Origin of the sequence: Helicobacter sp. MIT 03-1616, from assembly GCF_000765685.2 — a bacterium.
GTDB lineage: Bacteria > Campylobacterota > Campylobacteria > Campylobacterales > Helicobacteraceae > Helicobacter_C > Helicobacter_C typhlonius.
Map to the genome: position 1 here is coordinate 22,294 of NZ_JROY02000009.1, position 25,073 is coordinate 47,366.

The window sequence follows — 25,073 nt, forward strand, 5'->3', positions numbered from 1 at the left end:
ATCCTAGTTTATTTAAGATTCTTAAAAATCGCGCTAGTTTAATGGTGCGCTATAAGTATTCATTCTTTTAATAATACGCTCTTTGTCTGCTTCTTGCGCAATTATAGGTTGATAGTTATTATATGTCTTTGCCCCGCTAATCATTACAGGCACAAAGCTATGCAGTTCGCTCCATTGTTGCATTTTAGCGATTTTTTGCACTTTTTTGTTATTGATATAAATCAGCTCATCACTCATTTTTTCAAGTTGATTTTGCTTCGCGCCAAAGGCAAAACGCACTTGATAAATCACGCTATCTTTATCGGCTGGATTTTTCGCCCCACCATAGACGAAGTTTCCAAGGCTATATACAATTTTTTTGCCCTTATACTCCTCTATGCCCTGCAACACGTGCGGGTGATGCCCGATGACTAAATCCGCTCCATTATCAATAGCAAACCGCCCGATGTCTTTTTGAATCTTGTTTGGGTAATTCTCCCTCTCCTCTCCCCAATGGAAAGTGAAAATAACAATATCCGCGCCCATATTACGCAAAGATTCTATTTCTTTTTTTACTTGTGTTTTTATCGCTGGATTCCCCCCGCGATGTCCCGCCATACCAATTTTTTTGCCTTTCACCTCATAAATGCTTAATACGCCCTCGCCGCTGTAATGAATCTTTGCGTTTTTGAGGTGCGTTTGGGTATCTTTGAATCCTTGCATTCCATAATCGCGCGTGTGATTATTAGCGATATTTACCGCCTCCACACTACCACTTTTAAGAATCTCTACATAGCTTGGATCGCCTTTAAAGGCAAAGGGCTTAATCATTCTATCCCCATTATGTGTAGTGAGCGGTCCTTCGAGATTCCCCAAAGTCATATCATCGCTTTGCAAAATGGGCTTAACTTTTGCAAAGAAATAGCTATAATCCTTGCCTATTTTGTGATTAAAATACCAATTAAGCGTCTCGCCATTGCTCCCATAGTAGTCGCCAAGCACATTATCGCCAATAAAGCTAAGCGTGATAATATCGCTTTTTGCAGTAGAATCTTGTGAAGTTTGCGCGGTAGGCGTTATACTACACCCCGCTAACAACAAAAGCAGTGAACCATAGATTCCCAAAAGTTTTATAGAGTTACGCATATTTATCCTTTGTGCTGTTTTGTGGTAAGGTTCATTATTGCAAAAATCGCATTGTAGCAAATCTTAAATAAAGTTTGCTATACTTTCGCCGACCCTTTCATCTAGAGGCCAAGGATACCGCCCTTTCTCGGCGGGAACGGAAGTTCAAATCTTCCAAGGGTCGCCACACTTATTCTTTTTTAGATTCAGCATTGAAGGGGCTTAATGAAACTTATCTCGTGGAATGTCAATGGGTTGCGTGCGTGTATAAATAAGGGATTTATGGATTTTTTTAGAGAAATTGATGCCGATGTGTTTTGTATTCAAGAATCTAAAATGTATAAGGAACAAGCAGATTTTAGCTTTGAGGGCTATCATAACTTTTGGAATAGTGCGGAAAAAAAGGGCTATTCTGGCGTAGTGGTGCTAAGCAAAAATGAGCCTTTAAAGGTAGAATATGATATGGGTATTGCTCATCACGACAAGGAGGGGCGTATTATTCGTGCAGAATATCCGCATTTTCATCTTGTCAATGTCTATACGCCAAATGCCAAGCGAGAGCTAGAGCGGCTGGAGTATAGAATGGAGTGGGAAGATGACTTTCGCGCTTTTGTTGTGAATCTCTCCAAAAGTAAGCCTGTGGTGATTTGCGGGGATTTGAATGTCGCCCACAAAGAGATTGATTTGAAAAACCCAAAGACTAATCGCAGAAATGCGGGATTCACAGATGAGGAGCGAGGCAAGATGAGTGAGCTTTTAGAATCTGGCTTTGTGGATACTTTTAGGTATTTATACCCCGAGCGCGAGGGCGCATACAGCTGGTGGAGCTATATGGGAAAGGCGCGAGAGAATAACACGGGTTGGCGCATTGATTATTTCTTATGTTCTCAAAATCTGCAATCACATATTAAAGAAGCAAGTATTTATCCTCATATTTTTGGGAGCGACCACTGCCCAGTGGGCTTAGAGCTTGATTTAGTTTAGGGCTTAATGATGAAGGCACAGATTCTTAAAATGCTTCAACTTAAACTGCTGTATGGGCAGTATGCTTGTGGGGAACGATATGTGATGCCCTTGCACCACCCCACCCCTTATCAGCCCTTGCATAATGATTTAGAATCCGTTATCAAAAACTGCTCCTTGTGTAATCGCATTAAGCATTGCAAAGAACCGATTGTGGGGCTTTGTAACCCACAATCACAACTTTGTTTTATTAGTGAAACCCCACTTGTTGATGAAAATGGCATATTCGTGCAAAATAAAAGTGCCATAATGCTAGAAAATATCATCACACGCGTTTTTGGACTTTCAAAACATCAGGTATCGATTTTATCACTCATAAAATGTAGCGGGAATCCATACATAGAAAAGAGCGAAATTCTATCCTGTATGGGCTTTTGCCTCTCTCAACTCCAAAAAATCACACCAAAAGTATGTATATTGCTTGGGAATCAGGTCGTTGAGCATATTTTGGGGGTGCATTTAGAAGCTGGTAGAATTTTATGGCACAATAACAGAATTTTTTTGATGACTTATTCACTTAATGAGCTTGTGCGTAATCCCTCCTTGAAAAAAGAGGCGCACACGCATTTTTTACTTGCAAAAGGACAAATATGAGACTATTTAGAATCTTTGCATTCATCTGTGTGCTATGTGCGTCAAATGTGGCTGCAAAAAGCTATATTATCTCGCCACTCCCACTCCCACAGCAAGAGGTACTCAATGTCAGCACTGCTAAATGTTCTAACTCGTGTTTGGTTGATTATTTTCTCAAGGGGCAGTTTTTTTCATTTATTGCGTTTTTTGACCCGAGTATAGATGATGTTGAGTTGCGTTCTAAGCTCTCAAGCGCACTTGCGGATTTGGGTATTATGGATTATCTAGCGCCTACAAATTTTCAAGGTGGTGCGAAAGTAAAGCTTGCCCTTTTAATGCCTAAAAAGGTGATTGGACGCTATTCTGCGAGCAGTATTGATACGATTTTGGCTTATTTAATGATGCGGGGAAATGACTTTGTGTTTGAGATTTTTGACACTGGCGATGAAAGCACGGCAAATTTGCGTAATACCTATGCAAAAATCGTGCAAAATGATTATGATTCTGTGATTGCTATCCTTACTACAAAGGGCGCACAGGAGTTTGTGAATCTTAATATCAGTCTCCCTACCTATCTTCCCACAATCAATAAAAAACAAATCAAAACAGACTCTACACCAAAGAATCTTATCTTTGGCGGGATTGACTATGAGGCGCAGATTGAGCTACTCTTATCAATGGTGGGGAGTAAGTCCATTGTCGCCTATAATGATAATGGCGTTATTGGACGCAATCTTGGTGCGATGTTACAGGAAAAAAGCAACCGCGTAGTGTTTCAAGAAGTAATAGATTCAAAATCTGCTACGACTTTTTCACAAAAGCTTAGAACCTATGAGCGGCATATTGCCGGAAATGTTGTGTTTTTTAACACGCCTTGGGTGAAAACGGGGCTTATCGCCTCGCAACTTGCTCTCTCTGCCAGAAAGCCCGATAAAATGCTTTCTACACAAATCAACTTCAATCCCGCGCTTTTACTAATGATACAAAGAAATGATAGAAGGAATCTTTTTATAGCAAATGTGATTAATAGACCAAATCAGTACCTTGTTGAGTATGCTTCGCTTTTGGGCGGGGATTTGCGCTATGATTGGGTGAATTATTCTACTGCTATTGGCGTGGAGCAGCTTATTTTGACACAGCTGAATGGGCGGAGAGTTTTTAATGAACGCGTGAAAGATTCGCAAGTTGAGTATGTCAATAGAATCTACAAAACCGATACAAAAAGATTCTATGAGTGATTATCCATTTAGCTTTGATGCGAGTAAATGTGAGGGCTGTGGGGGCAAGTGCTGCATAGGAGAGAGCGGATATGTATTTGCAAGTATCAAGGAAATGCAAGAAATTGCCGCGTTTTTAGCCCTAAGCTTTGAATCTTTTTGTATGCAGTATGTGCGCAAAGTCGGGTATAGATTTTCATTCCTTGAAAAGCCATATCAAAATGGCTTGGCGTGTGTATTTTTTGATGATGGAAAATGTGGTATTTACGCGCTTCGCCCGGCGCAATGTCGCAATTTTCCATTTTGGGAATCTCATAAAAGTTTGAGCGGGGACGATTTTGTGTCCCTTACGCATATGTGTGCTGGTATAAGAGCAAAAAAGGAACAAAAATGAAATGGCTAGTGAGTTTGCTTTGCTGTGCGTGTTTGTGCTATGGTGCATTTGACGAGGAGAGCTATCTCTTTGAAGCACTCGATTATGAGACACAATCACGATTTGATAAGGCGCGGGATTTATATCTCGTGCTCTATGAGGAGACACATAAGCTTGAATATCTCAAAGAAGCCGTTGTGCTCTCCTCCGCGCTTAATAATCCTAACGCTACACTTGGCTTTGCAAATGAGTATCTCGCACTAGGTGGCACAAAGGACATAATGCTACATAAAGTATTTTTGGATTCCTATCTCAAGCTTGAAAAGACAGATGAAGCGATAAAAGAGGCACTCATCATTTATAAAAGTGAGCCTAGTGTGATGTTAAGCGATATTTTAGGCTCACTTTATGCTACAAAGGGCGCGTATAAAGAGGCTTTAGAGTATTTGTATGATGCGTATAATACGAGTAAGAGCGCGGATATAGCGCAAAAAATTATCACCATAGAATTATCCCTTTCGCACCAAAAAAAAGCCTTAGAATTGCTTGATAATCATATACAAAATTATGGCTGCGAGGGGAACTTCTGTCAATTTGGCATAGCTATTTATGCGAAATTCCCGGAGTTTGACAAGATAGAATATCTCTTTAAACGCGCTTTTGATGAGAATCCTACGATTGAAAATGCGCGTAATTTAATTTTGGCTTACACGCACCGCAAGAAGTTTAAAGAAGCCTCCGAGATTGCCGCGCAATTTCCATTTAAGGGTGAGATATTACTCGAGCTATACGCAGCACAGGGGGATTATTACAACGCTTCTTTGCAGGCAAAATATCTCTATGAGAAAAATAAAAATCCCTATTTTTTGGCACTTGAGCAGGTGTATAGCTTTGAATCTTTAAAAGACAAGAAAAACATTGCACAAGTGCGCATTATTGCTACAAAGCTGAAAAGTGCTATAAAACTTATGCAAACTACCGACAAACCCGCTTCAAAAGATGAAATGATTAATGCGTCTTTGCAGCTAAATAGCGCACAAATGGGATTTTTTCTCAATTTTTTGGGATATTTAATGATTGATTATGAAATTAATGTGGTTGAGGGCGTGGGACATATTAAAAAGGCATTAGAGATTTCCCCGCTCAATCCGGCATATTTAGATTCTCTAGCGTGGGGGTATTATAAGCTCAAGGATTGTGTCAATGCCCAGAAAACCTTTGGGCTTATCCCAAAAGAGGAGGTTTTAAAAGAGCCCGAGCTCAAAGAGCATAAGGCTTTGATTGATAAATGTGCGGTGCGCTAGGCTTTTGTAGTTTAGAATCTTTGTCGCGCAAAAAGCTTTTTTGACTTTGCTTGGTAAGTTAAATCTATATCACATTTTTTATTGATTGCATAGAGAAATGATAATCGTAAGCCTTAAACAACTCTTTTAGAATCTTATGAGCGCATATTTGCAAGATAAAGGATTTTATAACTCATTATCATTTTGTTAAGGGCGGTTTCTATCATCTCTACACATCGTGCATAAAAGGGCATAATATCATCGCTAGGGATATGCAGCGCACAGAGCATCATCGTATGGAGCATATGTGCTACGCTCCCTTCAAACATCACGCCCACAAATGGGATTTTTGCGGAGTATTTGAGGGTTAGGGCGTGAATAGAATCAATGCGTAAAAAAAGCTCTTTTTTGTTTGCTATCGGGCGATTTTGCCCATTTACTTCGCTTTTGAGTGCTTTGAGAATTTCATTTTTATAGGCGTCTAGCTCTGCTGTGTAAGATTGCTCGTGCGAGAAAACTGCGCTTTTATCTGCACACATAAAGCTTTTTATTGTCTGTATATGCGTGTTTTTATCGATTTCGCGCAAGGTAAATTCATCGGGATGAGTGGAGCGACTCCCCTGAATGTATGCACCATCGCCAATATTCATTACAAGTTTTGGGGCAAAAACCCTAATCGCTTTGCTCATCATAGCACTAGAGAGGCTAAATAGCGCGTCTGCATACACTTCATAGTCGCTATTTCCTTGCACGAGATAGGCATTTTTAGGTATCGTATTCTCCTCATCGCCATAATATGAGTCCTGCGCGTGTTTTGCCTTACCTTTGATGTAGCCACAATCAAGCCCACACATTATCACTTCCTCACTCAAGAGGCACGCGAGGGCAAATCCTGCATTACCTACATAGGGTGCGGCGAATTCAACTACACTTTTTGCCCCACCAAAATACGCACTCGCACTTCCTCCGCGCATAAATATATATGCCTCTTCAGCAAGAGCGAGTGCATCAGGTTGCACCATATTGCCGCATAAAAGTGTGGTTTCTCCTAGTGGGGCAGATTCTAAAACATCTTTGAGATAGGCAATGCGTTCGATTTCGATTTGAAAATCAGGCTCAATACCTGCATTCTTAAGCGGCTTGAGCGCGGTGCCACAGCTAAAAATAATCATATTATGCGCATTAGCTTTGATAAAAGGCAGTAACATATCAAGACTTGGTCCATTTCCCACAACACATATAGGCGCATTAACACGCTGTGGTAGGTGCAAAATAGGATAAGCTAGATGCGATTTATTTATGCCCAAATTGATAAATGTATTTTTTACGCCTATCATCTCATCATCAAAGCTCCCCCAACCCCTAGAATTTATTGCATAAGCTTCTGCGACACTCTCTTGCACAGCTTGTAATTTAGGACTATCATACAGGCATAATTCAAGGCGCAAAAAGTTATTTGTAATTCTTCTTTGTGCAAAATAATTTTGGACAAATTCTTTATGCAATAAATCCTTGACAAATACATAACACGAGCGCTCACTCACACGCTCAAATAACAAAGGGTAATCTACAAAATAAAGTGAGATTCTAAAAAAATCTATATGCTCTTCAAAAAGCAATAAGGAATGAAAATAGTAGCCCTGCTCAATCAAAAACTGCAAAAACATACCACCAAGTAACCCAAAAAGCGTCATATTCGGCAAAAAATGTGAGGGGAGATGAAAGCGATTTGCTCCCCCAAACTCATTTAACATCATATCAATCATAGGATTGCAAATCCCTGCGGTGAGAGGTAATTTCTCTTCGTCAAGTTTATGGAGGGCTAGACGATTTGTATGCAGAGTATAGGCTGAATTATTCAATGGATTTGAGGATAGAGCGAAATTTTGCTCTATCATTGTATGTTTAAGCTTCTTGCCCTTTTTGCGCGTAGGATAGACAAAATTTTTAGTATGCACATCAATGATGTTTAAATCCTTCCCATTGCAATACACATTATACTGCGCAGGAGGAGATTTAAGCTCTTCAAAAAGCTTAGGGTTGATTGAAGCAAAAAAATTCATATTGAGTGCATATCGTTTTGCAGTATAAGATTCTAAAAGATGTAATGCGCCACTTTGACAAATAGCACGAAGACTTGTAGGCTGCATTTGTGTTTGATGTGCGTTATCCATATATATTATAGCACCTCTGCACGTCCATTTTTCATCACCACTAAATCCTCAATTCGCACACCAAATTCCTGTGGGAGATAAATACCGGGCTCAACAGAAAATACCATACCATCCTCTACGCATTCCTCACTTAAGCGCGAAATGCGTGGTAACTCGTGTATATCAAGCCCTACACCGTGTCCTGTGCTATGCACGAAATATTTGCCATAGCCACTTTTTTCAATGACATTACGCGCTAAAGCGTCTATTTGTTTAGCTTTCATACCGCTCCTTGCCTTTGAAATGGCTTCTTCTTGGGCTTTTAAAACAATATCATAGATTTTTTGATACTTTGGATTTTTAAATTTTTGCTTCTTGCCAAAATGTATTTCACCTTTAATAGCAGCTGTGCGCGTCATATCTGAACAATATCTTTTATATTTTATTCCAGCATCAAAAAGCAAAATATCATTTTTTGCCAAATAACACTTTGCATTGGGCAAAGCGTGGGGTTTTGCCCCATTAGCATTAATGCCAACAATTGGTTCAAAGCTTAACTCATACTCTCCAAAATGGCTCAAAAACTGCATAGCCTGATAATGTAGTGCTTTTTCACTTGGAGATTTTTTAACAATCTTATTTAAATATATACCAAATCGTTTAAATGCCTTTTTGTTAAGCTTTTGTGATGTTTTAATAAGGGCAATCTCTTGCTCGCTTTTGCAGATTCTAAGCTTTTGATGAAAATTCTCTTGTGGAATAATCTCACATTTGTGCTTCTCAAGCGCATTTTTAAGCTTTTCATACATTTGCACACTTAATTCTTGGGGGTTAAACACTATTTTATGTATATGGAGCTTTTGTAGCACTTCTTGCACGCTTTGTATAAAATTTGCAGATTCTATCACTTCGGTGCGTGGTTTGCATAATTCTTTGGCTTCAAGGGTATAACGAGAATCTGTAATAAAAAATCTGCTCTCCTCCACGCGCACGACAACTGCATTATCGCAGCTAAAGCCACATTCGTAATACTGCGCATTCTCATCAAGGCTAAGATAAGGCAGGGAGTGAGAGTTTCTCATAGTTTAGGCGTTTTGGTTATTTTGCTGTGCTTTGAGGGCGGCAATTTCATTTGCAATTTGTAAGATTCCCATAAGAGCTAAATGATAGCCAAATGCACCAAAACCTGTAATTACACCCGCACTTACTGCTCCTGTGTAGCTTTTGGAGCGGTATTCCTCTCTTGCGTGGATATTGCTAATATGCACTTCAATCACAGGCACACCGCAACTTGCAATCGCATCAGCAATGGCGATAGAAGTATGCGAAAAAGCAGCAGGATTAATCAAAACACCCGCATATTCTCCACCAATACACTCTTGGAGTTTATCAATAATCTCGCCTTCAAAATTGCTTTGAAAAAACTCTAATTCTGCATTATTTTGCTTGGCTTGAGCTTGGAGATTGTTATGAATCTGATCTAGTGTAAAATTTCCATAAATATGCGGCTCACGATGCCCTAAAATATTGAGATTTGGTCCTTGAATGATAAGAAACTTCATTTATGCTCCTTAAGTTATAGAATCTACTTAGATTCTTTTAAAGCGCACATTATAGCGAAATTTGTGAAATAATGGGATAAACTTCGTATTTTAGGCTACCACTGCAATTTGCCTGTTCTATTTGGTTTTTTTAAAATATTTTCTACATCACCCATATCTTTAATACTAAGACTACTATCATAAAGATTACAAATGCGATTTAATCCCTCATATATACCATTATCATCAGCATTTTGATAAGCTTTTTGATAATCTGCAAAAGAAGATTCTAAATTCATTAATCGCTCCTTATGTGTGGATTCTATAAGCTGCTCTAGCTCCTCTCTTTTTTCAACAAGCATAGGGAGATTTGTTGCAACAATATCCGCTATTTCCTCTGCTCTTAGCTTTGCTTTATCTCTTGCAGCAAAAACCAAAAAGATTGTATCAAGGGCTAAATCTATGCTTCTATGGGTAACCACAACCGCAAAAGCTCCCGCAACAATAGCAAAAATAGGTGTAAATGATGAAAGTGGAGTTGCTTCTAAGATTAATCCTAGTTTTTTCTCTAATGCCAAGGTGCTAACAACCCAAGCAGCAGAAAAAAGAGACTTTAAAATTATCCCTAGCAATTCCCTTAGGTTTGATACTTCTCCTTTAATATAAGAAACAATACCATTATAAATAGACTTTAGCGCCGTGCGAATCTTATCCCATATAAACCTTAAGCTTCCCGCTATACTTCTAAAAATCTGCCCTACAACGCCCACAGCCACATCTATTGCACCAAACCCAGCACCTCTTCCAAATGTTGCTTGAAAAGCCTCAATTGTTCTTTTCAAAAGTCTTTTAATGCGTTTTAATATAGAGGTTTGAGTATCTATGCTTCCCCCAAACATATCTTTAATCTCCCAAATTACACCATTTGCAAGGGTAGCTAGAGCTGCTATGATTGCATCACTAAAACCTGCTTGAGCAATATGCCCACTTGCTACGATACTTTGTGTTGCCACTGCGGTTATTCTTGGATTCTCACACATTAGGCGATTGCAGAGATTGTTTGCGTTGAGTTTTTCTAGGGCTTTCTCTGCCTTTCTTGCCTTATCTACTGCTTTTTTATCATTGGGATTATTTTTGCCTTTTGTAATCATTTCCTCTAACTTTTCTCTATGCCTTTTATAATCATCAAAAGGCATTTTGAGTTCATCGGGTGCATTTTCTCCCTCTAAATAGCGGTCTTCAAGCAAGCCCTCTGTGTCTTTAATCACTTTAAGTTGTGCGGTTTTTACAATATTGCCGTTTTTATTAAGTTTAACAGTATCTGTGGTATTATGATTTTTTCTTACTAGATTGCCTAGTTTTCCAAAATCCATATTTTCCACTTCATCAGGATAATTTGCCATAATATGCTCATACTTTTCTCTATCTTCTGTATTAAGCTTCGTAATATCTTTACCACTTGCTCGTATGTCTCGCACTTTTTTAATATCTGCAAGTGTATCTGTTGTATAGGTTTTATTACCTGTATTAAATAGAGAATCTTTGATATTTTGCTGCCCTATATCAAGCTCTTCAAAAGTTTGCCCATAATATTTATCATTGTTTTTGTGTTTATCATATGCCCTAAATGTATCTTGCGTAGCTCTTACTGCGGCACCATAAGCTTCATAAGAGCCAAAGCTAAAATTCACAGGCAAATTAAAAATATTCAGCCCAAACCTTGCTAAAGTCTGTGTGCCAATTTCATCAATCACTTCTTCATAGAGTGCTTTTGTTGCCATAAAATATATCCCTTTTTATTTTGTAAGTTACGTAAGATTACAAATCCTGCGCATTATCATCTATAAAACATTGTCCCTATAACAAGGGTATCTTACCCCCATTTTCTTTGAATCTCTTTCATAAGTTTTTCGCACTCTTTTTGATGTTCCATTAGTTTTTGAGTAAGCCTATCATCATCATTCATAATTGGAGCATTGATGACAACAACTAGAGTTTCTGCAAGCTGCATTAAAGTTTTAAGCTCTCTATGTTCTTCCTCATTCCAAGCGTTTTTAATATCAGTTACTCCTTTGTTTTCCATAATGTCCTCAATCTTTTCAAGTGATGTGTCAAACACGACTCTACTTTCCCTAAGAGCACTTCGTTTTTCCTTAGCTTTTTTTGAGAGTTGTTTCCACACAAGACCCTGTGCTTCCATAGTTTCACAAATAGCTGATACACTATCATAATATGAATAAGCATCATATTTTTTCTCCTCTGCTTTTGTTGCAAAAACAGAACCCATTACAGCAATCACAGGCGCAGCTACAATACCGCCTAGCACCATAGTGCCCCCAGCCATACCAAGCCCACCAGCTGCTAAACTTCCTCCTCCAAGCCAAGCCAATGTCGCATTTGTAGCAGCTACACCGCTTAAAGAAGCAATAGCTGTCCCAGTAGAAGCACTTGCTAATAATCCAACTCCACCATACATACCAAATCCAGTAAGAGCTCCAGCTACTGCTCCGCCAGTAAGTCCGCCAAGCATTGTTTCTAGTGAAACAATACATTGTTGTGTATTAACCAATCCATCAAGCATCTCTTGCCCTACTATATCTTGTAAATCTGCATTATCTTTAAGATGTAGCTTATCAACAATATCTGTATATCTTTGCAATTCATCTCTTACAATCTGCTCTTGAAATTGTCCAAGTGACTCGAAACGCTTTTGTGCTTTCGCACTTTTAGAATCTAATTCAGCTTGTGCTTCATCAAACTTATCTTTTGCCCTTTCGTGGTATGCTTCGGCTGTTTGAGAATCATCATAAGCATCAATTGCTTTTTTTACTCCGTATCCAGCTGTTGCAAGGGCAGCCCCTCCTAATAGTATAGGTATTATTAATGGTAATGGCATCTTGTCTCCTTTTGTTTATCTTTGTATTTAGAATCCAAATGAGATTCTAAGCTCCTTAATCTATGCACTCTTTTTCTTGCAATATTTTACAAGATTGCATATTGAGCTTATAGAATGCCTCTTTGGTGTAATGCTTAAAATATACTCTCTCAAACATCACATCAACTCTGCAAATATCTGGACGATTTTGATAAATCCTACATAAATTGCTTTGAGTGTCTAAATATTTACAGATTCCATTACCTAAATCAAAAGATTTTAGTTCTTTAATACCGCCAATATTTTTACAACACACACCACAATTTGTGCAAGGAAAACTATTTATCATCAAAATTTATTTGTCCTCCTAAATATTTTCACCTTGTAATATCAAGTTGAAAAACGCATTCTATCAAATTAAAATAAAATCTACCTTACTATAACAAGTTAAAAAATGCAAAAGATACAAGATGAATTTATAGACAATGCGTATAGAATCATAGGTTTAAATGTCAAAAAAGCAAGGGAATTAAAAGGTTTAACCCAGCTTGAACTTTCCTTAGCTATAGGGCACAAATCAGTAAGCGTTGTGTCCTGTGCTGAAATCTACCACAAGAAGCAGCATTTTAATATAGAGCATTTGCTTAAAATCGCTCAAGTTTTAGAAGTAAATATACAAAATTTTTTTGAGGGTTTATAGGAGATTGTAAATCTTTTTATGCTAGACACACTTAATCATCACAAGAAAATATAAAAATAAATAAAAAACTTAAGCAGATTCTATAAATATATTCCTATTCTTTATAAAGAATAGGAATGCAAAAATAAAGAATTTATAAGCGATATTTACACACCTTGTGGAGATTCAAAAACACTTAGAGGTTTTACCTCTCCCTCATATTTTTTAATATTTACAAGTGCCGTGTGAGCAATGTTGCCATTAGCAAGAGGAGATGTGGGCATATCAAGTGTAAGGACATTAGATGAGCCATTTTTGCACACACTGCCAATTTTGCCCGGCTCTTGTGGGTCATACCACGCTCCCTCACATAATCGCACAACGCCTTGCTTAATCGCATCTGTTACAAAAGCACCAGCTAAAACTTCGCCCCTTTGATTACTCACACTCACAATATCGCCTGTTTTAATACCTTTATCCGCCGCATCTTTAGTATTAATCCAAATTGGCTCTTTATCGGCAATCGCATAATCTTTTCGCAAAGAAGTATTTGCGCATTGAGAATGCAATCGTAACTCGGGGTGAGAGGTGATGAGTGCAAATTCTGCAGGTTTGTTATCCATTCCTAGCCACTCAATAGGCTCAAGCCAAGTGGGGTGTGGAGGGCATTGTGTATAACCAAATTTTTCTATGCTTTTAGAATAAATTTCAATCAAACCAGATTCTGTTCCAAGCGGGTTAAGAATAGGATCTTCGCGAAATTCTGCATAGCGCACGAAACTTTCAGATTCGGCTGGAATTTCAAACCTCAATGGCTCATTTGCCTCCCAAAATTCTTTAAAGCTAGGCATAGTGAGCATAAGCCCCTCGGCTTGTTTTAGGGCTTGATTGTAGAATTCCTCAATCCATTGCATTTCATTTTTACCCTCGTTAAATGTGTCATACACGCCAAAAGCTTTAGCCAAATCACAAAACACTTGATAATCATCGCGTGCTTCAAATTGCTTCTCTACAAGCTGCTTCATTGGCACAATATGCAAATTTGAGTAATCTCCACTCATTGAAATATCATTGCGCTCATAACTCGTAGTAATAGGCATTACGATATCAGCAAATCGTGCGGTTGGCGTCCAATAAATCTCATTGACAACAATCGTGCGCGGCTTTTGCCAAGCTTTGATAAGAGTATTTGTGTCTTGATGATGCACAAGCGGATTGCCTCCAGCCCAATAAATAAAATCAATATCGGTATAAGTGATTTTCTTGCCATTATGCTCAATGCTCTTGCCCGGATTAAGTAGTGCATCAGAAATGCGCGCAAGAGGGAAATTATTATCACTCCCTTGCATAAGCCATTCTGCACCGCCACTTCCTACATTACCAAGATTAATCCCGCCAACCACAGGTGCAGTCGCTGTAGGAGAACCACCATTACTGTAATGATAAGACAAGCCAAATCCGCCGCCTGGTAATCCAATTTGCCCTATCATACACGCTAGAGTTACTAGGCTCCAATGTGGCTGCTCTCCGTGGTGAGCGCGTTGCATACCCCAGCCAGACATAAGCATAGTGCGGTTATTAAAGAAAAGTTGCGCAAGAGATTCAATTTTTTGAGCAGAAATGCCACAGATTTTAGATGCCCATAAAGCATCTTTGGCAATACCATCAGCTTCACCTAAAAGATAAGATTTAAACTGCTCAAATCCTGTTGTATAGTTTTCTAAAAACTCTTTATCGTATTGATTACTCTTAAACATTGTGTGCATTATGCCAAGCATTAAGGCTACATCTGTATTTGGTAAAGGAGCTAACCACTCCGCGCCCAAATAATCACAAGTCATATTTCGCACTGGATCAATGCTAATAATATGCTTGCCAGACTTTTTAAGCTGCTCAAAAAAATCAAGCCCTGTGCCTTCATTGAGTGTCCAAGCATTGCGTAAAGTAGCCATAGGGTCAGCACCCCAAATCACTACCACTTGGCTATTATCTAACACGCTAGAAAAAGAGGTTTGTTGTTCATATACTTCAATACTTCCCACCACATAAGGCATAATCACCTGTGAAGCACCTGTGGAATAATCTCCACTCACGCCTACGTAGCCACCTGCCATACCCATAAATCGCTGTAACAAGATTCTCGCATTATGTAAATTCCCACTGCTTTTCCAGCCATAGCTTCCAGCGAAAACGCCCTCTTTACCCTTTTGCTTATAAGTAGCTTTAAGCTCTTTGGCAATAAGTGCAATAGCCTCATCATAGCTCACTCTCACCCATTCATCAGCCCCGCGTAATTCAGGTTTTGGATTTGCAGGGTTTTCTAAATAAGATTTCCTTACCATAGGATATTGAATACGCGTAGGTGAATAAATTAAATCAGGTATTGTGCTATGGAGCGGGTTAGATACATTATTTTTAAGCGCATTAGTGCTTGAAATAACCTTACCATCTTTTATTTTTGCCTTAAGAACCCCCCAATGAGCCCCCGTAATAACCTCACCATCAAGCACAAGATTCTCACTAAAGCTTTTCACTCCAGATTCTATAACTGCCTTTTTACTCTCCGTATCACAGCCCACAAAAGGCACAAGAGCAAATACGGCTAAACCTTTCCCCATTGCTTGAAGCACTTGTCGTCTACTTAATACATTCATTATTTCTCCTTTGGCATATCTTTAGCATTTTTTTGCAGGTATTGAGACACCAAGTATTCTTGGTCATTATCAAAGCCTACACGCGTTTTCATTGACTTAATCACACTTGGCCACGCATTAGCATTAAATTCTTTAGGTGGATGCAAAGCGTGGCAGATTGAGCAGTTTGCAAAAAGATCTTTTGCCTCGTTATAAAGTTGTTCAACGCTTTCAACCAAATGTGCATCATCACTCCATAAATCTACACTTGCAAGCTCCCATTCTTGCTTACTTTCGCTTTCTTTAAAAGTTTCTATACTTTTAAAAGCCACATCTACATTTTTAGAAAATCCCACATTCAAAATCCGCCGATTAGGTGCAAAATACAAAGCCGCTTGATTGCCTACTTGCTTATAGCCTTGAATACGCAAAAGCACTTTATTCCCTTTATGCTCTAGCACATCAACCTTAGCTGTTGGTAAAAGCCTCCCTACAACCTTATTATCACCTTCTTTGTAGAGTGATTTTACCTTCGAGGCATAAAGTATCTCGCCTGCTTGGGTGCATACAAATGTCAAGGACATAAGCAAAACCGCTTTTGCACATAATTTCATTTTTCCTCCTGTGACTTAAGATTGCTAAAAGGCTAATGAAATTGTAAGGGGAAAATATTTAAGAATAGGTTAAAGCACCCAAAGTAAGAGCATATAGCTTTTTAAGATATAACGATTTTATTAAAACTTGCGAGAGTTTGTAGAAAAATCTGAGCAAAAGAGGTATATTGATGAAACGGATAATTTTTGGTAATTTAAGAGGAGATTCTGTAAAAAATTGAGTGTGTAAAATATGTGGCAAAAAGCACAAGTTGAGCTATTTAAACAAAGGGGGCGACATAGTGAAATGATAAATATGAATTATTTGAAACATTATGTAGATTCTAAGTTGTGTTTTAAGGGTAAATAACTGAATCTGTATCCACAGCGCGTGAAAGCGCATTATACGGATATTAGAGAGATTGCAGGGGCAGAACCTAGTTTTATAATCTTGTGAGTAATTATAGAGGTCTAAAGAAGCATAAACCTCTAAACTTAGAGGACAAAATGGATTACTTGCGTAGCTCTTTGATACGAGCTGCTTTACCTCTTCTGTTGCGTAGGTAGTAGAGCTTAGCTCGTCTCACACGTCCAACGCGTAGCACCTCAATACTTTCCAAACTCGCACTATAAAGAGGGAATGTTTTTTCTACACCGACATTGTTCGCACCCATTTTTCTTGTTGTAAATGTCCTATCTACACCATTTCCGCGGATTGCGATGCACACGCCTTCAAAATATTGCGTCCTACTTTTGTCGCCTTCTTGAATCTTAATACCAAGTCTAAGGGTATCACCCGCCTTGAATTGCGGAACTTTCTTGTCGCCAATTTGTGCGTCATTAAAGCTTTGTATATAACGATTTCTCATAGTCTTTCCTTTCTGTTTGGTCTCGCCTAATCTCGCGCCTTGATGTATTATGATATGTTTGATACAAATCCGGTCTAAAATACTTTGTCTTACATATCGCCAAGCGTTTTTTTAAGTCGGCGATTCTACTATGATTTCCCTTTAAATATACTGAAGGCACAGCAGAATATAAAGCATTATGAGAAATTTTAGCAAATTGCGGTGCTTCGAGCAGATGAGATTCAAAACTCTCTTCGCGTAGAGAATCTGCATTGCCAAGCACGCCATCAATAAAGCGCGAAATGCTATCGCACAACATAAGCGCAGGTAACTCACCGCCAGTGAGGATAAAATCTCCCACGCTAAAAATCTCATCGGCAAATGCCTCAATAACACGTTCATCAAAACCCTCATATCGCCCACACACAAAGCTTATATGGGATTTTTTACTTAGTCTTAAAGCATCATTGCTTTCAAAGCTTTTGCCGCAAGGGCTTAGAAAAATAATGTGTGAATCTTGCACAGATTCTAGGGCGCGAGAGAGCACATCGGCTTTTATTACTTGTCCGGCACCGCCACTTATAGGTGGCTCATCGACTTTTTTATATTTATCAAGGGCGTAATCGCGAATGTTGATTGTCTCTACATTAATAAGGTGATTATCTATCGCACGTTTGAGTATAGAATCTGTGAAATAAGATTCAATAAGTGCGGGGAAAAGCGTAAGAAAGGAGAATTTCATTGTCTTAGCTTTGCTCTAATATAGCAAGGGCATTATGTGTGAAAATGCCCTGTGGTGAGAGGCAAGAGATGAATTGCTCAATATTTGGAACAAGAAATTGTTTTTTGAATCCTTGCTTGACAAGTGCGGTGTCTGTACGCACAAATAGATAATCAAGTGTGCCAATACGTTCAATATCCGTTACTAAGCCAAGCTCCAATTCTGTATTTTCACATTTTTCTATGACTTTAGCCCCTATTATCTCCTCCCACAAAAATTCCCCTTCTTTAAGATCACACATTGCCTTGCTCTCGTCAAGTGTAGAGTAAAGCTCACAATTTACCAGCCTAGCGGCACTCTCGCGTGAGGTATGCTCTTTAAAGCGCACAAGATTATATTTAGAATCAAAAGATTCAATACAAAGTTCACCAAATGAGCGGGTGTGAAAAATGGCTTTAGGAATAAATATAGAAGGAAAATCGCTAATGATGTGGAGCTTTAAATCCCCACGCACACCGATACATCGACCGATTTTAGCGACTAAAAGAAGTGGGGAGTTGTGCTTCATTTTAGATTCTATTAGTTTAAAATTCTATAATCTCGGCTTTGGCGATTAATGCGCTTGCACGGCGATTCTGTAATTTTTGCCGTCTTTTGCTTTTGTGCCAGAGATAAAAGTTTTAAGTGAGCCGACCATTTTGCCATCACGCCCTATGAGACGCCCCACATCTTGTGAATCTGCAAGTATGAGAATCTCGCGGGTATTATCCTCGGTATCTTGAACTTGTATATCTATCGCTTCAGGTTTATTGACAATTTTTTTTGCATATTCCTTAATGAAATCTTCAACCATAATTGCTTCTTTGAAAATGATTTTGGACTATTTTGAGGTAAGCTTACTTACTCTTTCGCTCATTTTTGCGCCTACGCTTTTCCAGTATTCTAGTCTTTGTGCATCGTATTTTATAAGTGCTGGTTCTACCAAAGGATTATAATATCCTAAAGATTCTATCCAGCCACCATCGCGCTTCTTTCGAGAGTCTGTTACTACAATACGATAAAAAGGTTTTTTCTTGCGTCCCATTTTTGTTAGTCTAATTACTGTTGCCATTGCTTCTCCTTGAAGTTTAACATTTTTTTAAGTGCTACATTATAGTGTTTTTTGCTTAAATCCTTATTATTTTGGCATTCGCATATTACCCATAAGGCTTAGAAGCTCCTGCATACCGCCTTTTTGCGACATTTTTTTGGCTAATTTTGCCGCTTGGTCAAATTGCTTGATAATGCGATTTATATCGCTCACTTCCAGCCCACTTCCCTGTGCTATGCGTTTGCGCCTTGAGCCATTAAGAAGCGATGGGTCTTCACGCTCCTTTTTTGTCATAGAATTTACCATTGCGCGGATATTTTTTACCTCGCTTGATTTATCTAAATCCACATCTTTAAGCGCACTTGCCATATTGCCAAGTCCGGGTATCATAGAGGCGATTTGCCCTAGAGAGCCGAGTTTTTTCACATTTTCGATTTGATTGATAAAATCCTCAAATCCAAACTGCCCCTTCTTAATTTTTTTTGCGATATTTTTTGCTTCATCTTGGCTTATCACATTTGCGCTTTTTTCCGCTAGAGTGGCGATGTCTCCTGCTCCCATAAGACGCGAGATGATTCTATCAGGGAGAAAAATATCAAAATCAGCTACCTTTTCCCCACTCCCTATGAATTTGAGCGGAATACCAATTTGGTAGGCAATTGATAAGGCTATGCCGCCTTTACTATCGCTATCAAACTTAGAGAGTATCACGCCATCAATGCCAATTTTTTCATTGAAACTTTCAGCGGAACGGATACCATCTTGCCCACTAAGAGAATCTGCCACATAGATACATTCCGTGGTATTTATGGTTTTTTTAATCTGTTTAAGTTCATTCATCAGAGATTCATCTATACTTAGTCGTCCTGCACTATCGATAATCATCACATCATAATGCTCCGCACTCGCCTTTTGCTTTGCTTCTTTGGCAACGATTATGGCGTCCTCTGGCTTACTCGCAAGCTCTGGTGTGAAAATATCCACCTCAATGCTTTGGGCGAGTGTGCGTAGCTGATCTATGGCTGCTAGGCGGTGCAAATCACACGCAACAAGGAGTATTTTTTTGCCCTTTTGTTTGAGATATAGCGCGAGTTTAGCACTAGAAGTTGTCTTTCCGCTTCCTTGCAAGCCCATCATTAAAATAACACTAGGTGGTGTTGGCGAAAAGCTAATGCCATAGCCCTTTGATGAGTGAAGAATCTCTGCTAAGGCGTATTGTAGGGAAGAACTGAAGCTTTGTTTGCCTATACCCTCTTGTTTTGTGCGCTCCTGCACGATTTGCACGATGTGTTTTGTCGCTTTGTGATACACATCATTTTTAAGCAATGTCTTTTTTAGCTCATCACACGCCCTTTGTAACGCTTTTTCATCATCGCTAAAGCGAATTTTATTCATAATCCCTTTAAATGAACTTGTCAAGGTATCAAACATAATACACGCTCCATTATTGAAAAACTTTGAATGATTTAAAGTTGCATTGTATGCAAAAATCACTTTCATTATGCTTTTATTTGCTTCAAGCCTATAAGATTCTTTTTTTATTGACAATTTTTATCTTTGGCAAAACAAGGATTGACCTATGATGAGTTTTGAACAACATTTGAGAGAGAAACATTTAAAAATCACGCCTCAACGCATAGCTATGCTGAATAAAATCCACGATAATGGGCATATGAATGTAGAGGAAATTTATGAACAAATCAAATCTATTTATCCTTCAATCTCACTTGCAACAATTTATAAGAATGTCAATGCACTTTGTGAGGCAAATATCCTGCGTGAGATTAAAGCCCCTAAGGACAAGCAGAGATATGAGCTAAGTAGCGATAAGCATCTGCACGTGTATTGTGAATCCTGCGGAAAACTCGAGGATATTAAGTTAGAAACAGGCTATTTAGAAAATGACTGCGGCACAAAAACCGGCTATGATGTGTATGATATTTCAGCGGTGCTTATCGGGGTATGCCCTACTTGCAAGATAACAAAAGAGAGTAGGGCGAGGTAGAGACTACAAAGGTTTTGAATACTTTGCAAGGAGGGGATTCTAAAGCTACAAGGCTACAAGCAAGTTTTGTGTCGCTTTTTATACTCTGTTTAAGCAAGAATCTTTGCAACAAAAAAGCGATTAAAAATAGGGATTGAAAGTGTTTATAGAAAAATAGCTTAGATTCTAAGAATCTAAGCCCCTCGTGCGAAACAATAGCGACAAAGGGCATTAAAGAGCATTCCAAGAGATACCAAAAAGCTATAATGTAACAAGCGTTTTAGTCAAAGCTCACTTTCTTGCAAAATTTATGTTTAAAAAAGGCTTCAAGCATTTTGTCTCTTTGTGCTACTTTGAGCGCACAGGCTTCACGAATAGTAGCAACCCAAGCATCTACTTCCTCTTGAGAAGTAACCTTGATTCCACCCTCACCAAGAATACCATAAGGTGCGTGAATGCTCCATTCATTATTATAAAAAGACACATCTGCTTCACAGCTGATTTCAGTATTAAGACTCTTAAATGGATATTTATTATCCCCATTCTTACACATTATGCTGTTGTCATCATAAGGTGCTTTGCTGCTAAAGTCATAGTTGCTTTCCGCCCCCACCACAGCTACAAACGCACATAACGCTCATAGTATGATAAGCCACGCGTTTATTGTTTTGCTCTTATATGCTATTTTCATTATCTCTCCTTTTCGTATGAAATTCTACGTATAGAATCTTAGGGTAGCACGATTGCGCCAAGCAGCACATAGGGGAGATATTCCGCACCATAAATATGATAAGTGTCTTGCTTATCTGTCTTAATGCTTGGGCGTAAATCAAGTGCGCCTACAAGCACGCCCACATCTTGTTTGAGATATTCTCTCGCCTCATATTCTAGCATTTTAGTCACATCTCGTGGGATAAAATCTAACTCGCTCAAATCATCTACAGTCTGCTCCCTTTTGCAAAAGACATTGATACTCATAAGTGCGACTTTCACGCCATAAGTAGCCTTGCCATTTTTTATTAAACCCTCAATGTCGCGAATCTGCTTTAACGCACCTTGTATGCGCTTTTTGCTCCCTGTATCAAATTCCCATTTAGCCCCTTTGCCGACATTAAACCAACAATGCTTGGATTCTATCCACATTTCAAGCTTGAAATCCTCTGTCGCACACCAAAAGTCAATAAAGCGTCTCTGCTGTTCTCGTGTGTCATCGGTATCATCGTGCCAATTCTCATCTTTACAGCCAATTCCATACTCACTAATGACATAAGGTGTCTGTAAAGAGAGTGCCATAGCGATAGCCGCTGAATTGCTACGCTCGTTTCTCACAATAGGGTAAAACTCATTTGCTTTTTTTCTAATCTCAAGGTTAATGTCAAAAATATGCTGTGCAAGGGTATTATAGAATCTCTTAAATGTCCTGCCACCCTCTTTCATCAGCCTATCACTTTTATAGCACGAATCCTCAAGCCAATAATCATAAAGCTTCTTGCCATTAAATCGTTTGTCAATGTCATAAGTGTATTTCATTTTACCCCTTTGATGTAGCTTTGTCATTACTTTGCTTTATCTCATTGATACTATCAACAATAATACCAATAACTAGATTAAGCACAATAAAGGTTACAATAACAATAAAGCTCACAAAATATATCCACGAATATGGATATACTGCCATTGTAGGACGAGCAACCCCCTCACTCCAGCTATCTCCTGTCATTATTTGAAAAAGAGTAAAAAAACTTTTACCCAAATCGCCAAAATAATCAGGTATTACTTCTGCAAAAAGCTGTGTGCCAAGCACAGCATAAATGTAATACACAAGCAAAAGCAAAAATCCAATACATACTACACTAGGAATACTTTTTGAGATAACAGCAATAACAAATCGCAGCTGTGGAAAGATAGAAAAAAGACGAAACATCTTTAGGATTCTAAACAATCTTAAGACTGAAATATTACCCAATAAAGGTAATGCCGATAGAGTAATTATGATTAAATCAAAAATATTCCAATTTTCTTTAAAGAACTCTTTGCGAAGTATGATAATTTTCACACACACCTCAAAAATGAAAAAATAGAGACAAATTTCATCAACTTGTTTAAGGAATGTATTGTCAAAAAAATATGGCAGACTAAGCAAACCAAGCACAAAAGCATTTAAACAAACGATTCCTAAAACAAAGTTTTGAAATAATGAAGATTCTGCAAAACCTCTAAGTCTCATTACGCAAAATTCCTAACAACTCCTAACAAAGCTGCCACTAGAAGCCTTATATTCTTTAGCTTTGCCATTAGCATAGGAAATAACTATAGAATCTCCATTAATTTGTGCTGACACCGCATTTGATTCTCCTATTGAGCGTTTGAAGCTTCCTGTCTTTGTCGCATATTGCTTCGCCTTACCATCTTCTATACAAATCGTCCATTCATCATCACAAATCGCATTAGAAACTTTACTTCCTACACTGCGCTTGAAAGAAGCATTTTCATACAATTTTGCCTTATTATTCTCTACTTTAACAATATAAGCCATTTTGCACTCCTTTACTTTATTGTTTGGCGGTGATTATAGGTATATTATCATTAAACAATACTTAAATTATACTTTTTCTATAATTTACTGACTAAAATTTACATCTTTAATAAACCCTTACAAAAGAAAGCGGAATGAAAGTTATTGACAAAATAAATGAGATTCTAAAAGCAAAAAATCTAAGCAAAAAAGAGCTTGCTAATCGCCTTATAGACTTAGGCTTGCGTGCAAATAAAACGGGTGAGACACCCACAATCTCTAGCATTTATGCCTATCTTAATGGCAATATTGAACTCAAAGCCGATATGATTCCATTTATTGCTGATGCTTTGAGCGTGTATGAGCAGGAGCTTTTCTCCCAAAGCTCACCGCACAAAGTGCTTCAAAGATTCTGTTTACAAGACCCAAATCTTGCTAAATATAGCCACATTGTAGAACTGCTAGAATATATCTCCCCAAAATCCCTTGAAACACTTGAAAAAACACTTCTTAGCCATAAACAAAAGACATTAGAACTCAATCATATTATTGAAAAAATATAAGTAAAGACAATATTTAGAGGGGTGTTAAGCTTGAAGAATCTTCATTAGATACACAAAAGATACCAAACAATGTATGAGCCAATTCTTAAAGATTTTATATTGAGCTTAAAAAATTAGGTGGCGGAGCGGACGGGGCTCGAACCCGCGACCCCCTGCGTGACAGGCAGGTATTCTAACCAGCTGAACTACCGCTCCAAAGAAAGAACTTGTATAAAAGTCTCATACAATCCACAAAAATGCAAAAATGGTGGTCGCTACAAGGCTCGAACTTGTGACATCCACCTTGTAAGGGTGGCGCTCTACCAACTGAGCTAAGCGACCAAAATAATGAAAGAACCAAGTAAAGTGGTGACCCCTAGGGGATTCGAACCCCTGTAGCCACCGTGAAAGGGTGGTATCCTAACCGTTAGATGAAGGGGCCACTTTAACTTTGGTGGTGACCCGTGTTGGATTCGAACCAACGGCCCATTCCTTAAAAGGGAATTGCTCTACCAACTGAGCTAACGGGTCATCATTGCCCTTACATCTTTAGTATCTTTTGTCCCGCTGCCCATAACCAAACTGCCTCAAAACAGCCTATCTCATAATGAACCCTAGGACACAAAAGAGCGGAATTATAGTGAGTTTAGCCTAATTTGTCAAGAGTGCGTCCATAAGCAACTTAAGAAATAAAACCATAGAATCTCAAAGCATATAAACACTTTGCGCTGCTTAAACTTGTAAGCTGATACCACAGATTTTAGCTCGCTGCCTTATCTCAAGCTTTATGTGGATCTAAATTTTATGAATCTAAAAGCGCAAGGAGCATTTCAAGTGCTTTAGCGCAAGTTTGGGACTGCACCTCTATGCGCCCTCCGTCAAAATGACAAAGTTCTATATGCGCACGCTCTCCTTTGTGCTGCACACCAATATATACGCTCCCCACGGGCTTACTCTCACTTCCTCCAGTGGGACCAGCGATTCCACTTGTGGCTAGTGCCACATCTGCGCCACTTTGCTTGAGAATCCCCTCACACATTGCCCTAACCACAGGTTCACTCACTGCACCAAAACGAGTAAGATTCTCCTCGCTTACATTGAGCCAAGAAGCTTTAATCGCATTGGCATAACTTATCATCGCCCCATCAAGAATCTCACTCGCACCACTAAGCATTGTAAAATGATAGCTTAAAAGCCCACCAGTGCAGCTTTCAGCTATGCCGACTTTCATTCCCCTTTGAGCTAAAATCTCGCTTACTCTCTGTGCCAAATCACTATGTAATATGACAAAATCGTTATTCGGCTTCATTTTGCAACCCCTTTACT

Annotated in this window: 28 protein-coding genes and 5 tRNA genes; 9 read left to right on the plus strand and 24 right to left on the minus strand. The window is 38.7% G+C overall.

Annotated features, from left to right (window positions below):
- Positions 1-33: 33 nt before the first annotated feature.
- Entirely contained in the window at positions 34-1,125 is a 1,092-nt protein-coding gene (locus LS67_RS06950) for a CapA family protein (protein WP_138109656.1), read from the minus strand.
- A gap of 90 nt (positions 1,126-1,215) precedes the next feature.
- On the opposite strand from LS67_RS06950, the gene LS67_RS09515 reads away from it, so the two are divergent.
- From LS67_RS09515 to LS67_RS06975, 6 genes are all read left to right on the plus strand, one after another.
- Positions 1,216-1,291 (plus strand) — tRNA-Glu (locus LS67_RS09515).
- A gap of 38 nt (positions 1,292-1,329) precedes the next feature.
- Entirely contained in the window at positions 1,330-2,088 is a 759-nt protein-coding gene (locus tag LS67_RS06955) for an exodeoxyribonuclease III (RefSeq protein WP_034325946.1), read from the plus strand.
- 9 nt (positions 2,089-2,097) lie between these two features.
- Positions 2,098-2,721, plus strand: coding sequence for a uracil-DNA glycosylase family protein (locus LS67_RS06960; protein WP_034325945.1), 624 nt, complete (start codon positions 2,098-2,100; stop codon positions 2,719-2,721).
- Entirely contained in the window at positions 2,718-3,938 is a 1,221-nt protein-coding gene (locus LS67_RS06965) for a hypothetical protein (protein WP_034325944.1), read from the plus strand. The genes LS67_RS06960 and LS67_RS06965 overlap by 4 nt, the downstream gene beginning before the upstream one ends.
- Positions 3,931-4,311 carry a YkgJ family cysteine cluster protein gene (locus tag LS67_RS06970; protein WP_034325943.1) on the plus strand — a complete coding sequence of 127 codons (381 nt, stop codon included), beginning with the start codon at positions 3,931-3,933 and terminating at the stop codon, positions 4,309-4,311. The genes LS67_RS06965 and LS67_RS06970 overlap by 8 nt, the downstream gene beginning before the upstream one ends.
- Entirely contained in the window at positions 4,308-5,594 is a 1,287-nt protein-coding gene (locus tag LS67_RS06975) for a hypothetical protein (RefSeq protein ID WP_034325942.1), read from the plus strand. Before LS67_RS06970 ends, LS67_RS06975 begins: the two co-directional genes overlap by 4 nt.
- A 134-nt stretch (positions 5,595-5,728) precedes the next feature.
- On the opposite strand, the gene LS67_RS06980 is transcribed toward LS67_RS06975, so the two are convergent.
- The 6 genes from LS67_RS06980 to LS67_RS07005 all read right to left on the minus strand — a co-directional run bounded on the left by LS67_RS06980 (position 5,729) and on the right by LS67_RS07005 (position 12,491).
- On the minus strand, positions 5,729-7,747 hold the full coding sequence (locus tag LS67_RS06980; RefSeq protein ID WP_138109658.1) for a 6-hydroxymethylpterin diphosphokinase MptE-like protein: 2,019 nt from the start codon (positions 7,745-7,747) through the stop codon (positions 5,729-5,731).
- Between the two features lie 5 nt (positions 7,748-7,752).
- A complete protein-coding gene (locus LS67_RS06985) occupies positions 7,753-8,808 on the minus strand; it encodes a M24 family metallopeptidase (protein WP_034325941.1) in 1,056 nt (351 codons plus the stop codon).
- Between the two features lie 3 nt (positions 8,809-8,811).
- On the minus strand, positions 8,812-9,288 hold the full coding sequence (aroQ, locus tag LS67_RS06990) for a type II 3-dehydroquinate dehydratase (protein WP_034325940.1): 477 nt from the start codon (positions 9,286-9,288) through the stop codon (positions 8,812-8,814).
- 95 nt (positions 9,289-9,383) lie between these two features.
- A complete protein-coding gene (locus LS67_RS06995; protein ID WP_034325939.1) occupies positions 9,384-11,048 on the minus strand; it encodes a hypothetical protein in 1,665 nt (554 codons plus the stop codon).
- A 92-nt stretch (positions 11,049-11,140) separates the two neighbouring features.
- Positions 11,141-12,163, minus strand: coding sequence for a hypothetical protein (locus tag LS67_RS07000; RefSeq protein WP_034325938.1), 1,023 nt, complete (start codon positions 12,161-12,163; stop codon positions 11,141-11,143).
- Between the two features lie 55 nt (positions 12,164-12,218).
- The gene (locus LS67_RS07005; protein WP_034325937.1) at positions 12,219-12,491 is read right to left on the minus strand and encodes a YkgJ family cysteine cluster protein; all 273 of its coding nucleotides are present in this window, start codon (positions 12,489-12,491) and stop codon (positions 12,219-12,221) included.
- A 105-nt stretch (positions 12,492-12,596) separates the two neighbouring features.
- Between LS67_RS07005 and LS67_RS07010 the strand changes: the two genes are divergently transcribed.
- Complete coding sequence (locus LS67_RS07010; protein WP_034325936.1) at positions 12,597-12,842, plus strand: helix-turn-helix domain-containing protein; 246 nt, start codon at positions 12,597-12,599, stop codon at positions 12,840-12,842.
- A 146-nt stretch (positions 12,843-12,988) separates the two neighbouring features.
- On the opposite strand, the gene LS67_RS07015 is transcribed toward LS67_RS07010, so the two are convergent.
- The 8 genes from LS67_RS07015 to ffh form a co-directional block, all read right to left on the minus strand.
- Positions 12,989-15,475, minus strand: coding sequence for a molybdopterin guanine dinucleotide-containing S/N-oxide reductase (locus tag LS67_RS07015; RefSeq protein WP_034325935.1), 2,487 nt, complete (start codon positions 15,473-15,475; stop codon positions 12,989-12,991).
- Positions 15,475-16,068 (minus strand): heme-binding protein, encoded by a 594-nt coding sequence (locus LS67_RS07020; protein ID WP_034325934.1) that lies wholly within the window; start codon positions 16,066-16,068, stop codon positions 15,475-15,477. The genes LS67_RS07015 and LS67_RS07020 overlap by 1 nt, the downstream gene beginning before the upstream one ends.
- Before the next feature lie 491 nt (positions 16,069-16,559).
- Positions 16,560-16,916, minus strand: coding sequence for a 50S ribosomal protein L19 (rplS, locus tag LS67_RS07025; protein ID WP_034325933.1), 357 nt, complete (start codon positions 16,914-16,916; stop codon positions 16,560-16,562).
- Entirely contained in the window at positions 16,888-17,637 is a 750-nt protein-coding gene (gene trmD / locus LS67_RS07030; protein ID WP_034325932.1) for a tRNA (guanosine(37)-N1)-methyltransferase TrmD, read from the minus strand. Before trmD ends, rplS begins: the two co-directional genes overlap by 29 nt.
- A 4-nt stretch (positions 17,638-17,641) precedes the next feature.
- Positions 17,642-18,184, minus strand: a complete 543-nt coding sequence (gene rimM / locus LS67_RS07035) for a ribosome maturation factor RimM (RefSeq protein WP_034325930.1) — start codon at positions 18,182-18,184, stop codon at positions 17,642-17,644.
- A gap of 45 nt (positions 18,185-18,229) precedes the next feature.
- Positions 18,230-18,469, minus strand: coding sequence for a KH domain-containing protein (locus tag LS67_RS07040; protein ID WP_034325929.1), 240 nt, complete (start codon positions 18,467-18,469; stop codon positions 18,230-18,232).
- 27 nt (positions 18,470-18,496) lie between these two features.
- Positions 18,497-18,727, minus strand: coding sequence for a 30S ribosomal protein S16 (gene rpsP / locus LS67_RS07045; RefSeq protein ID WP_034325928.1), 231 nt, complete (start codon positions 18,725-18,727; stop codon positions 18,497-18,499).
- 66 nt (positions 18,728-18,793) lie between these two features.
- Complete coding sequence (gene ffh / locus LS67_RS07050; RefSeq protein ID WP_034325968.1) at positions 18,794-20,137, minus strand: signal recognition particle protein; 1,344 nt, start codon at positions 20,135-20,137, stop codon at positions 18,794-18,796.
- Between the two features lie 148 nt (positions 20,138-20,285).
- On the opposite strand from ffh, the gene LS67_RS07055 reads away from it, so the two are divergent.
- The gene (locus tag LS67_RS07055; RefSeq protein WP_034325927.1) at positions 20,286-20,711 is read left to right on the plus strand and encodes a Fur family transcriptional regulator; all 426 of its coding nucleotides are present in this window, start codon (positions 20,286-20,288) and stop codon (positions 20,709-20,711) included.
- Positions 20,712-20,970: 259 nt separating this feature from the next.
- On the opposite strand, the gene LS67_RS07060 is transcribed toward LS67_RS07055, so the two are convergent.
- The 4 genes from LS67_RS07060 to LS67_RS07075 all read right to left on the minus strand — a co-directional run bounded on the left by LS67_RS07060 (position 20,971) and on the right by LS67_RS07075 (position 23,226).
- A complete protein-coding gene (locus LS67_RS07060; protein ID WP_138109660.1) occupies positions 20,971-21,303 on the minus strand; it encodes a hypothetical protein in 333 nt (110 codons plus the stop codon).
- Positions 21,304-21,419: 116 nt separating this feature from the next.
- Positions 21,420-22,220, minus strand: coding sequence for a hypothetical protein (locus LS67_RS07065; RefSeq protein ID WP_034325925.1), 801 nt, complete (start codon positions 22,218-22,220; stop codon positions 21,420-21,422).
- A 1-nt stretch (position 22,221) separates the two neighbouring features.
- A complete protein-coding gene (locus LS67_RS07070) occupies positions 22,222-22,917 on the minus strand; it encodes an ion transporter (RefSeq protein WP_052082222.1) in 696 nt (231 codons plus the stop codon).
- A 12-nt stretch (positions 22,918-22,929) separates the two neighbouring features.
- Entirely contained in the window at positions 22,930-23,226 is a 297-nt protein-coding gene (locus LS67_RS07075; protein WP_034325924.1) for a hypothetical protein, read from the minus strand.
- Between the two features lie 134 nt (positions 23,227-23,360).
- Here LS67_RS07075 and LS67_RS07080 point away from each other — a divergent pair, with 134 nt between their 5' ends.
- On the plus strand, positions 23,361-23,768 hold the full coding sequence (locus LS67_RS07080; protein WP_034325923.1) for a helix-turn-helix domain-containing protein: 408 nt from the start codon (positions 23,361-23,363) through the stop codon (positions 23,766-23,768).
- 118 nt (positions 23,769-23,886) lie between these two features.
- Here LS67_RS07080 and LS67_RS07085 read toward each other — a convergent pair.
- The 5 genes from LS67_RS07085 to LS67_RS07105 all read right to left on the minus strand — a co-directional run bounded on the left by LS67_RS07085 (position 23,887) and on the right by LS67_RS07105 (position 25,056).
- Positions 23,887-23,963: transfer RNA gene (locus LS67_RS07085), tRNA-Asp, on the minus strand.
- Positions 23,964-24,013: 50 nt separating this feature from the next.
- Positions 24,014-24,089: transfer RNA gene (locus tag LS67_RS07090), tRNA-Val, on the minus strand.
- A gap of 25 nt (positions 24,090-24,114) precedes the next feature.
- Positions 24,115-24,189, minus strand: a tRNA-Glu gene (locus tag LS67_RS07095).
- 13 nt (positions 24,190-24,202) lie between these two features.
- A tRNA-Lys gene (locus LS67_RS07100) sits at positions 24,203-24,278 on the minus strand.
- Between the two features lie 271 nt (positions 24,279-24,549).
- Entirely contained in the window at positions 24,550-25,056 is a 507-nt protein-coding gene (locus LS67_RS07105) for a CinA family protein (protein ID WP_034325922.1), read from the minus strand.
- Positions 25,057-25,073 lie beyond the last annotated feature (17 nt).

Coding starts and splice junctions, on each gene's coding strand:
- LS67_RS06950 (WP_138109656.1), bottom strand. CDS start 1,125: ATGCGTAACTCTATAAAACTTTTGGGAATCTATGGTTCACTGCTTTTG.
- LS67_RS06955 (WP_034325946.1), top strand. CDS start 1,330: ATGAAACTTATCTCGTGGAATGTCAATGGGTTGCGTGCGTGTATAAAT.
- LS67_RS06960 (WP_034325945.1), top strand. CDS start 2,098: ATGAAGGCACAGATTCTTAAAATGCTTCAACTTAAACTGCTGTATGGG.
- LS67_RS06965 (WP_034325944.1), top strand. CDS start 2,718: ATGAGACTATTTAGAATCTTTGCATTCATCTGTGTGCTATGTGCGTCA.
- LS67_RS06970 (WP_034325943.1), top strand. CDS start 3,931: ATGAGTGATTATCCATTTAGCTTTGATGCGAGTAAATGTGAGGGCTGT.
- LS67_RS06975 (WP_034325942.1), top strand. CDS start 4,308: ATGAAATGGCTAGTGAGTTTGCTTTGCTGTGCGTGTTTGTGCTATGGT.
- LS67_RS06980 (WP_138109658.1), bottom strand. CDS start 7,747: ATGGATAACGCACATCAAACACAAATGCAGCCTACAAGTCTTCGTGCT.
- LS67_RS06985 (WP_034325941.1), bottom strand. CDS start 8,808: ATGAGAAACTCTCACTCCCTGCCTTATCTTAGCCTTGATGAGAATGCG.
- aroQ (WP_034325940.1), bottom strand. CDS start 9,288: ATGAAGTTTCTTATCATTCAAGGACCAAATCTCAATATTTTAGGGCAT.
- LS67_RS06995 (WP_034325939.1), bottom strand. CDS start 11,048: ATGGCAACAAAAGCACTCTATGAAGAAGTGATTGATGAAATTGGCACA.
- LS67_RS07000 (WP_034325938.1), bottom strand. CDS start 12,163: ATGCCATTACCATTAATAATACCTATACTATTAGGAGGGGCTGCCCTT.
- LS67_RS07005 (WP_034325937.1), bottom strand. CDS start 12,491: ATGATAAATAGTTTTCCTTGCACAAATTGTGGTGTGTGTTGTAAAAAT.
- LS67_RS07010 (WP_034325936.1), top strand. CDS start 12,597: ATGCAAAAGATACAAGATGAATTTATAGACAATGCGTATAGAATCATA.
- LS67_RS07015 (WP_034325935.1), bottom strand. CDS start 15,475: ATGAATGTATTAAGTAGACGACAAGTGCTTCAAGCAATGGGGAAAGGT.
- LS67_RS07020 (WP_034325934.1), bottom strand. CDS start 16,068: ATGAAATTATGTGCAAAAGCGGTTTTGCTTATGTCCTTGACATTTGTA.
- rplS (WP_034325933.1), bottom strand. CDS start 16,916: ATGAGAAATCGTTATATACAAAGCTTTAATGACGCACAAATTGGCGAC.
- trmD (WP_034325932.1), bottom strand. CDS start 17,637: ATGAAATTCTCCTTTCTTACGCTTTTCCCCGCACTTATTGAATCTTAT.
- rimM (WP_034325930.1), bottom strand. CDS start 18,184: ATGAAGCACAACTCCCCACTTCTTTTAGTCGCTAAAATCGGTCGATGT.
- LS67_RS07040 (WP_034325929.1), bottom strand. CDS start 18,469: ATGGTTGAAGATTTCATTAAGGAATATGCAAAAAAAATTGTCAATAAA.
- rpsP (WP_034325928.1), bottom strand. CDS start 18,727: ATGGCAACAGTAATTAGACTAACAAAAATGGGACGCAAGAAAAAACCT.
- ffh (WP_034325968.1), bottom strand. CDS start 20,137: ATGTTTGATACCTTGACAAGTTCATTTAAAGGGATTATGAATAAAATT.
- LS67_RS07055 (WP_034325927.1), top strand. CDS start 20,286: ATGATGAGTTTTGAACAACATTTGAGAGAGAAACATTTAAAAATCACG.
- LS67_RS07065 (WP_034325925.1), bottom strand. CDS start 22,220: ATGAAATACACTTATGACATTGACAAACGATTTAATGGCAAGAAGCTT.
- LS67_RS07070 (WP_052082222.1), bottom strand. CDS start 22,917: ATGAGACTTAGAGGTTTTGCAGAATCTTCATTATTTCAAAACTTTGTT.
- LS67_RS07075 (WP_034325924.1), bottom strand. CDS start 23,226: ATGGCTTATATTGTTAAAGTAGAGAATAATAAGGCAAAATTGTATGAA.
- LS67_RS07080 (WP_034325923.1), top strand. CDS start 23,361: ATGAAAGTTATTGACAAAATAAATGAGATTCTAAAAGCAAAAAATCTA.
- LS67_RS07105 (WP_034325922.1), bottom strand. CDS start 25,056: ATGAAGCCGAATAACGATTTTGTCATATTACATAGTGATTTGGCACAG.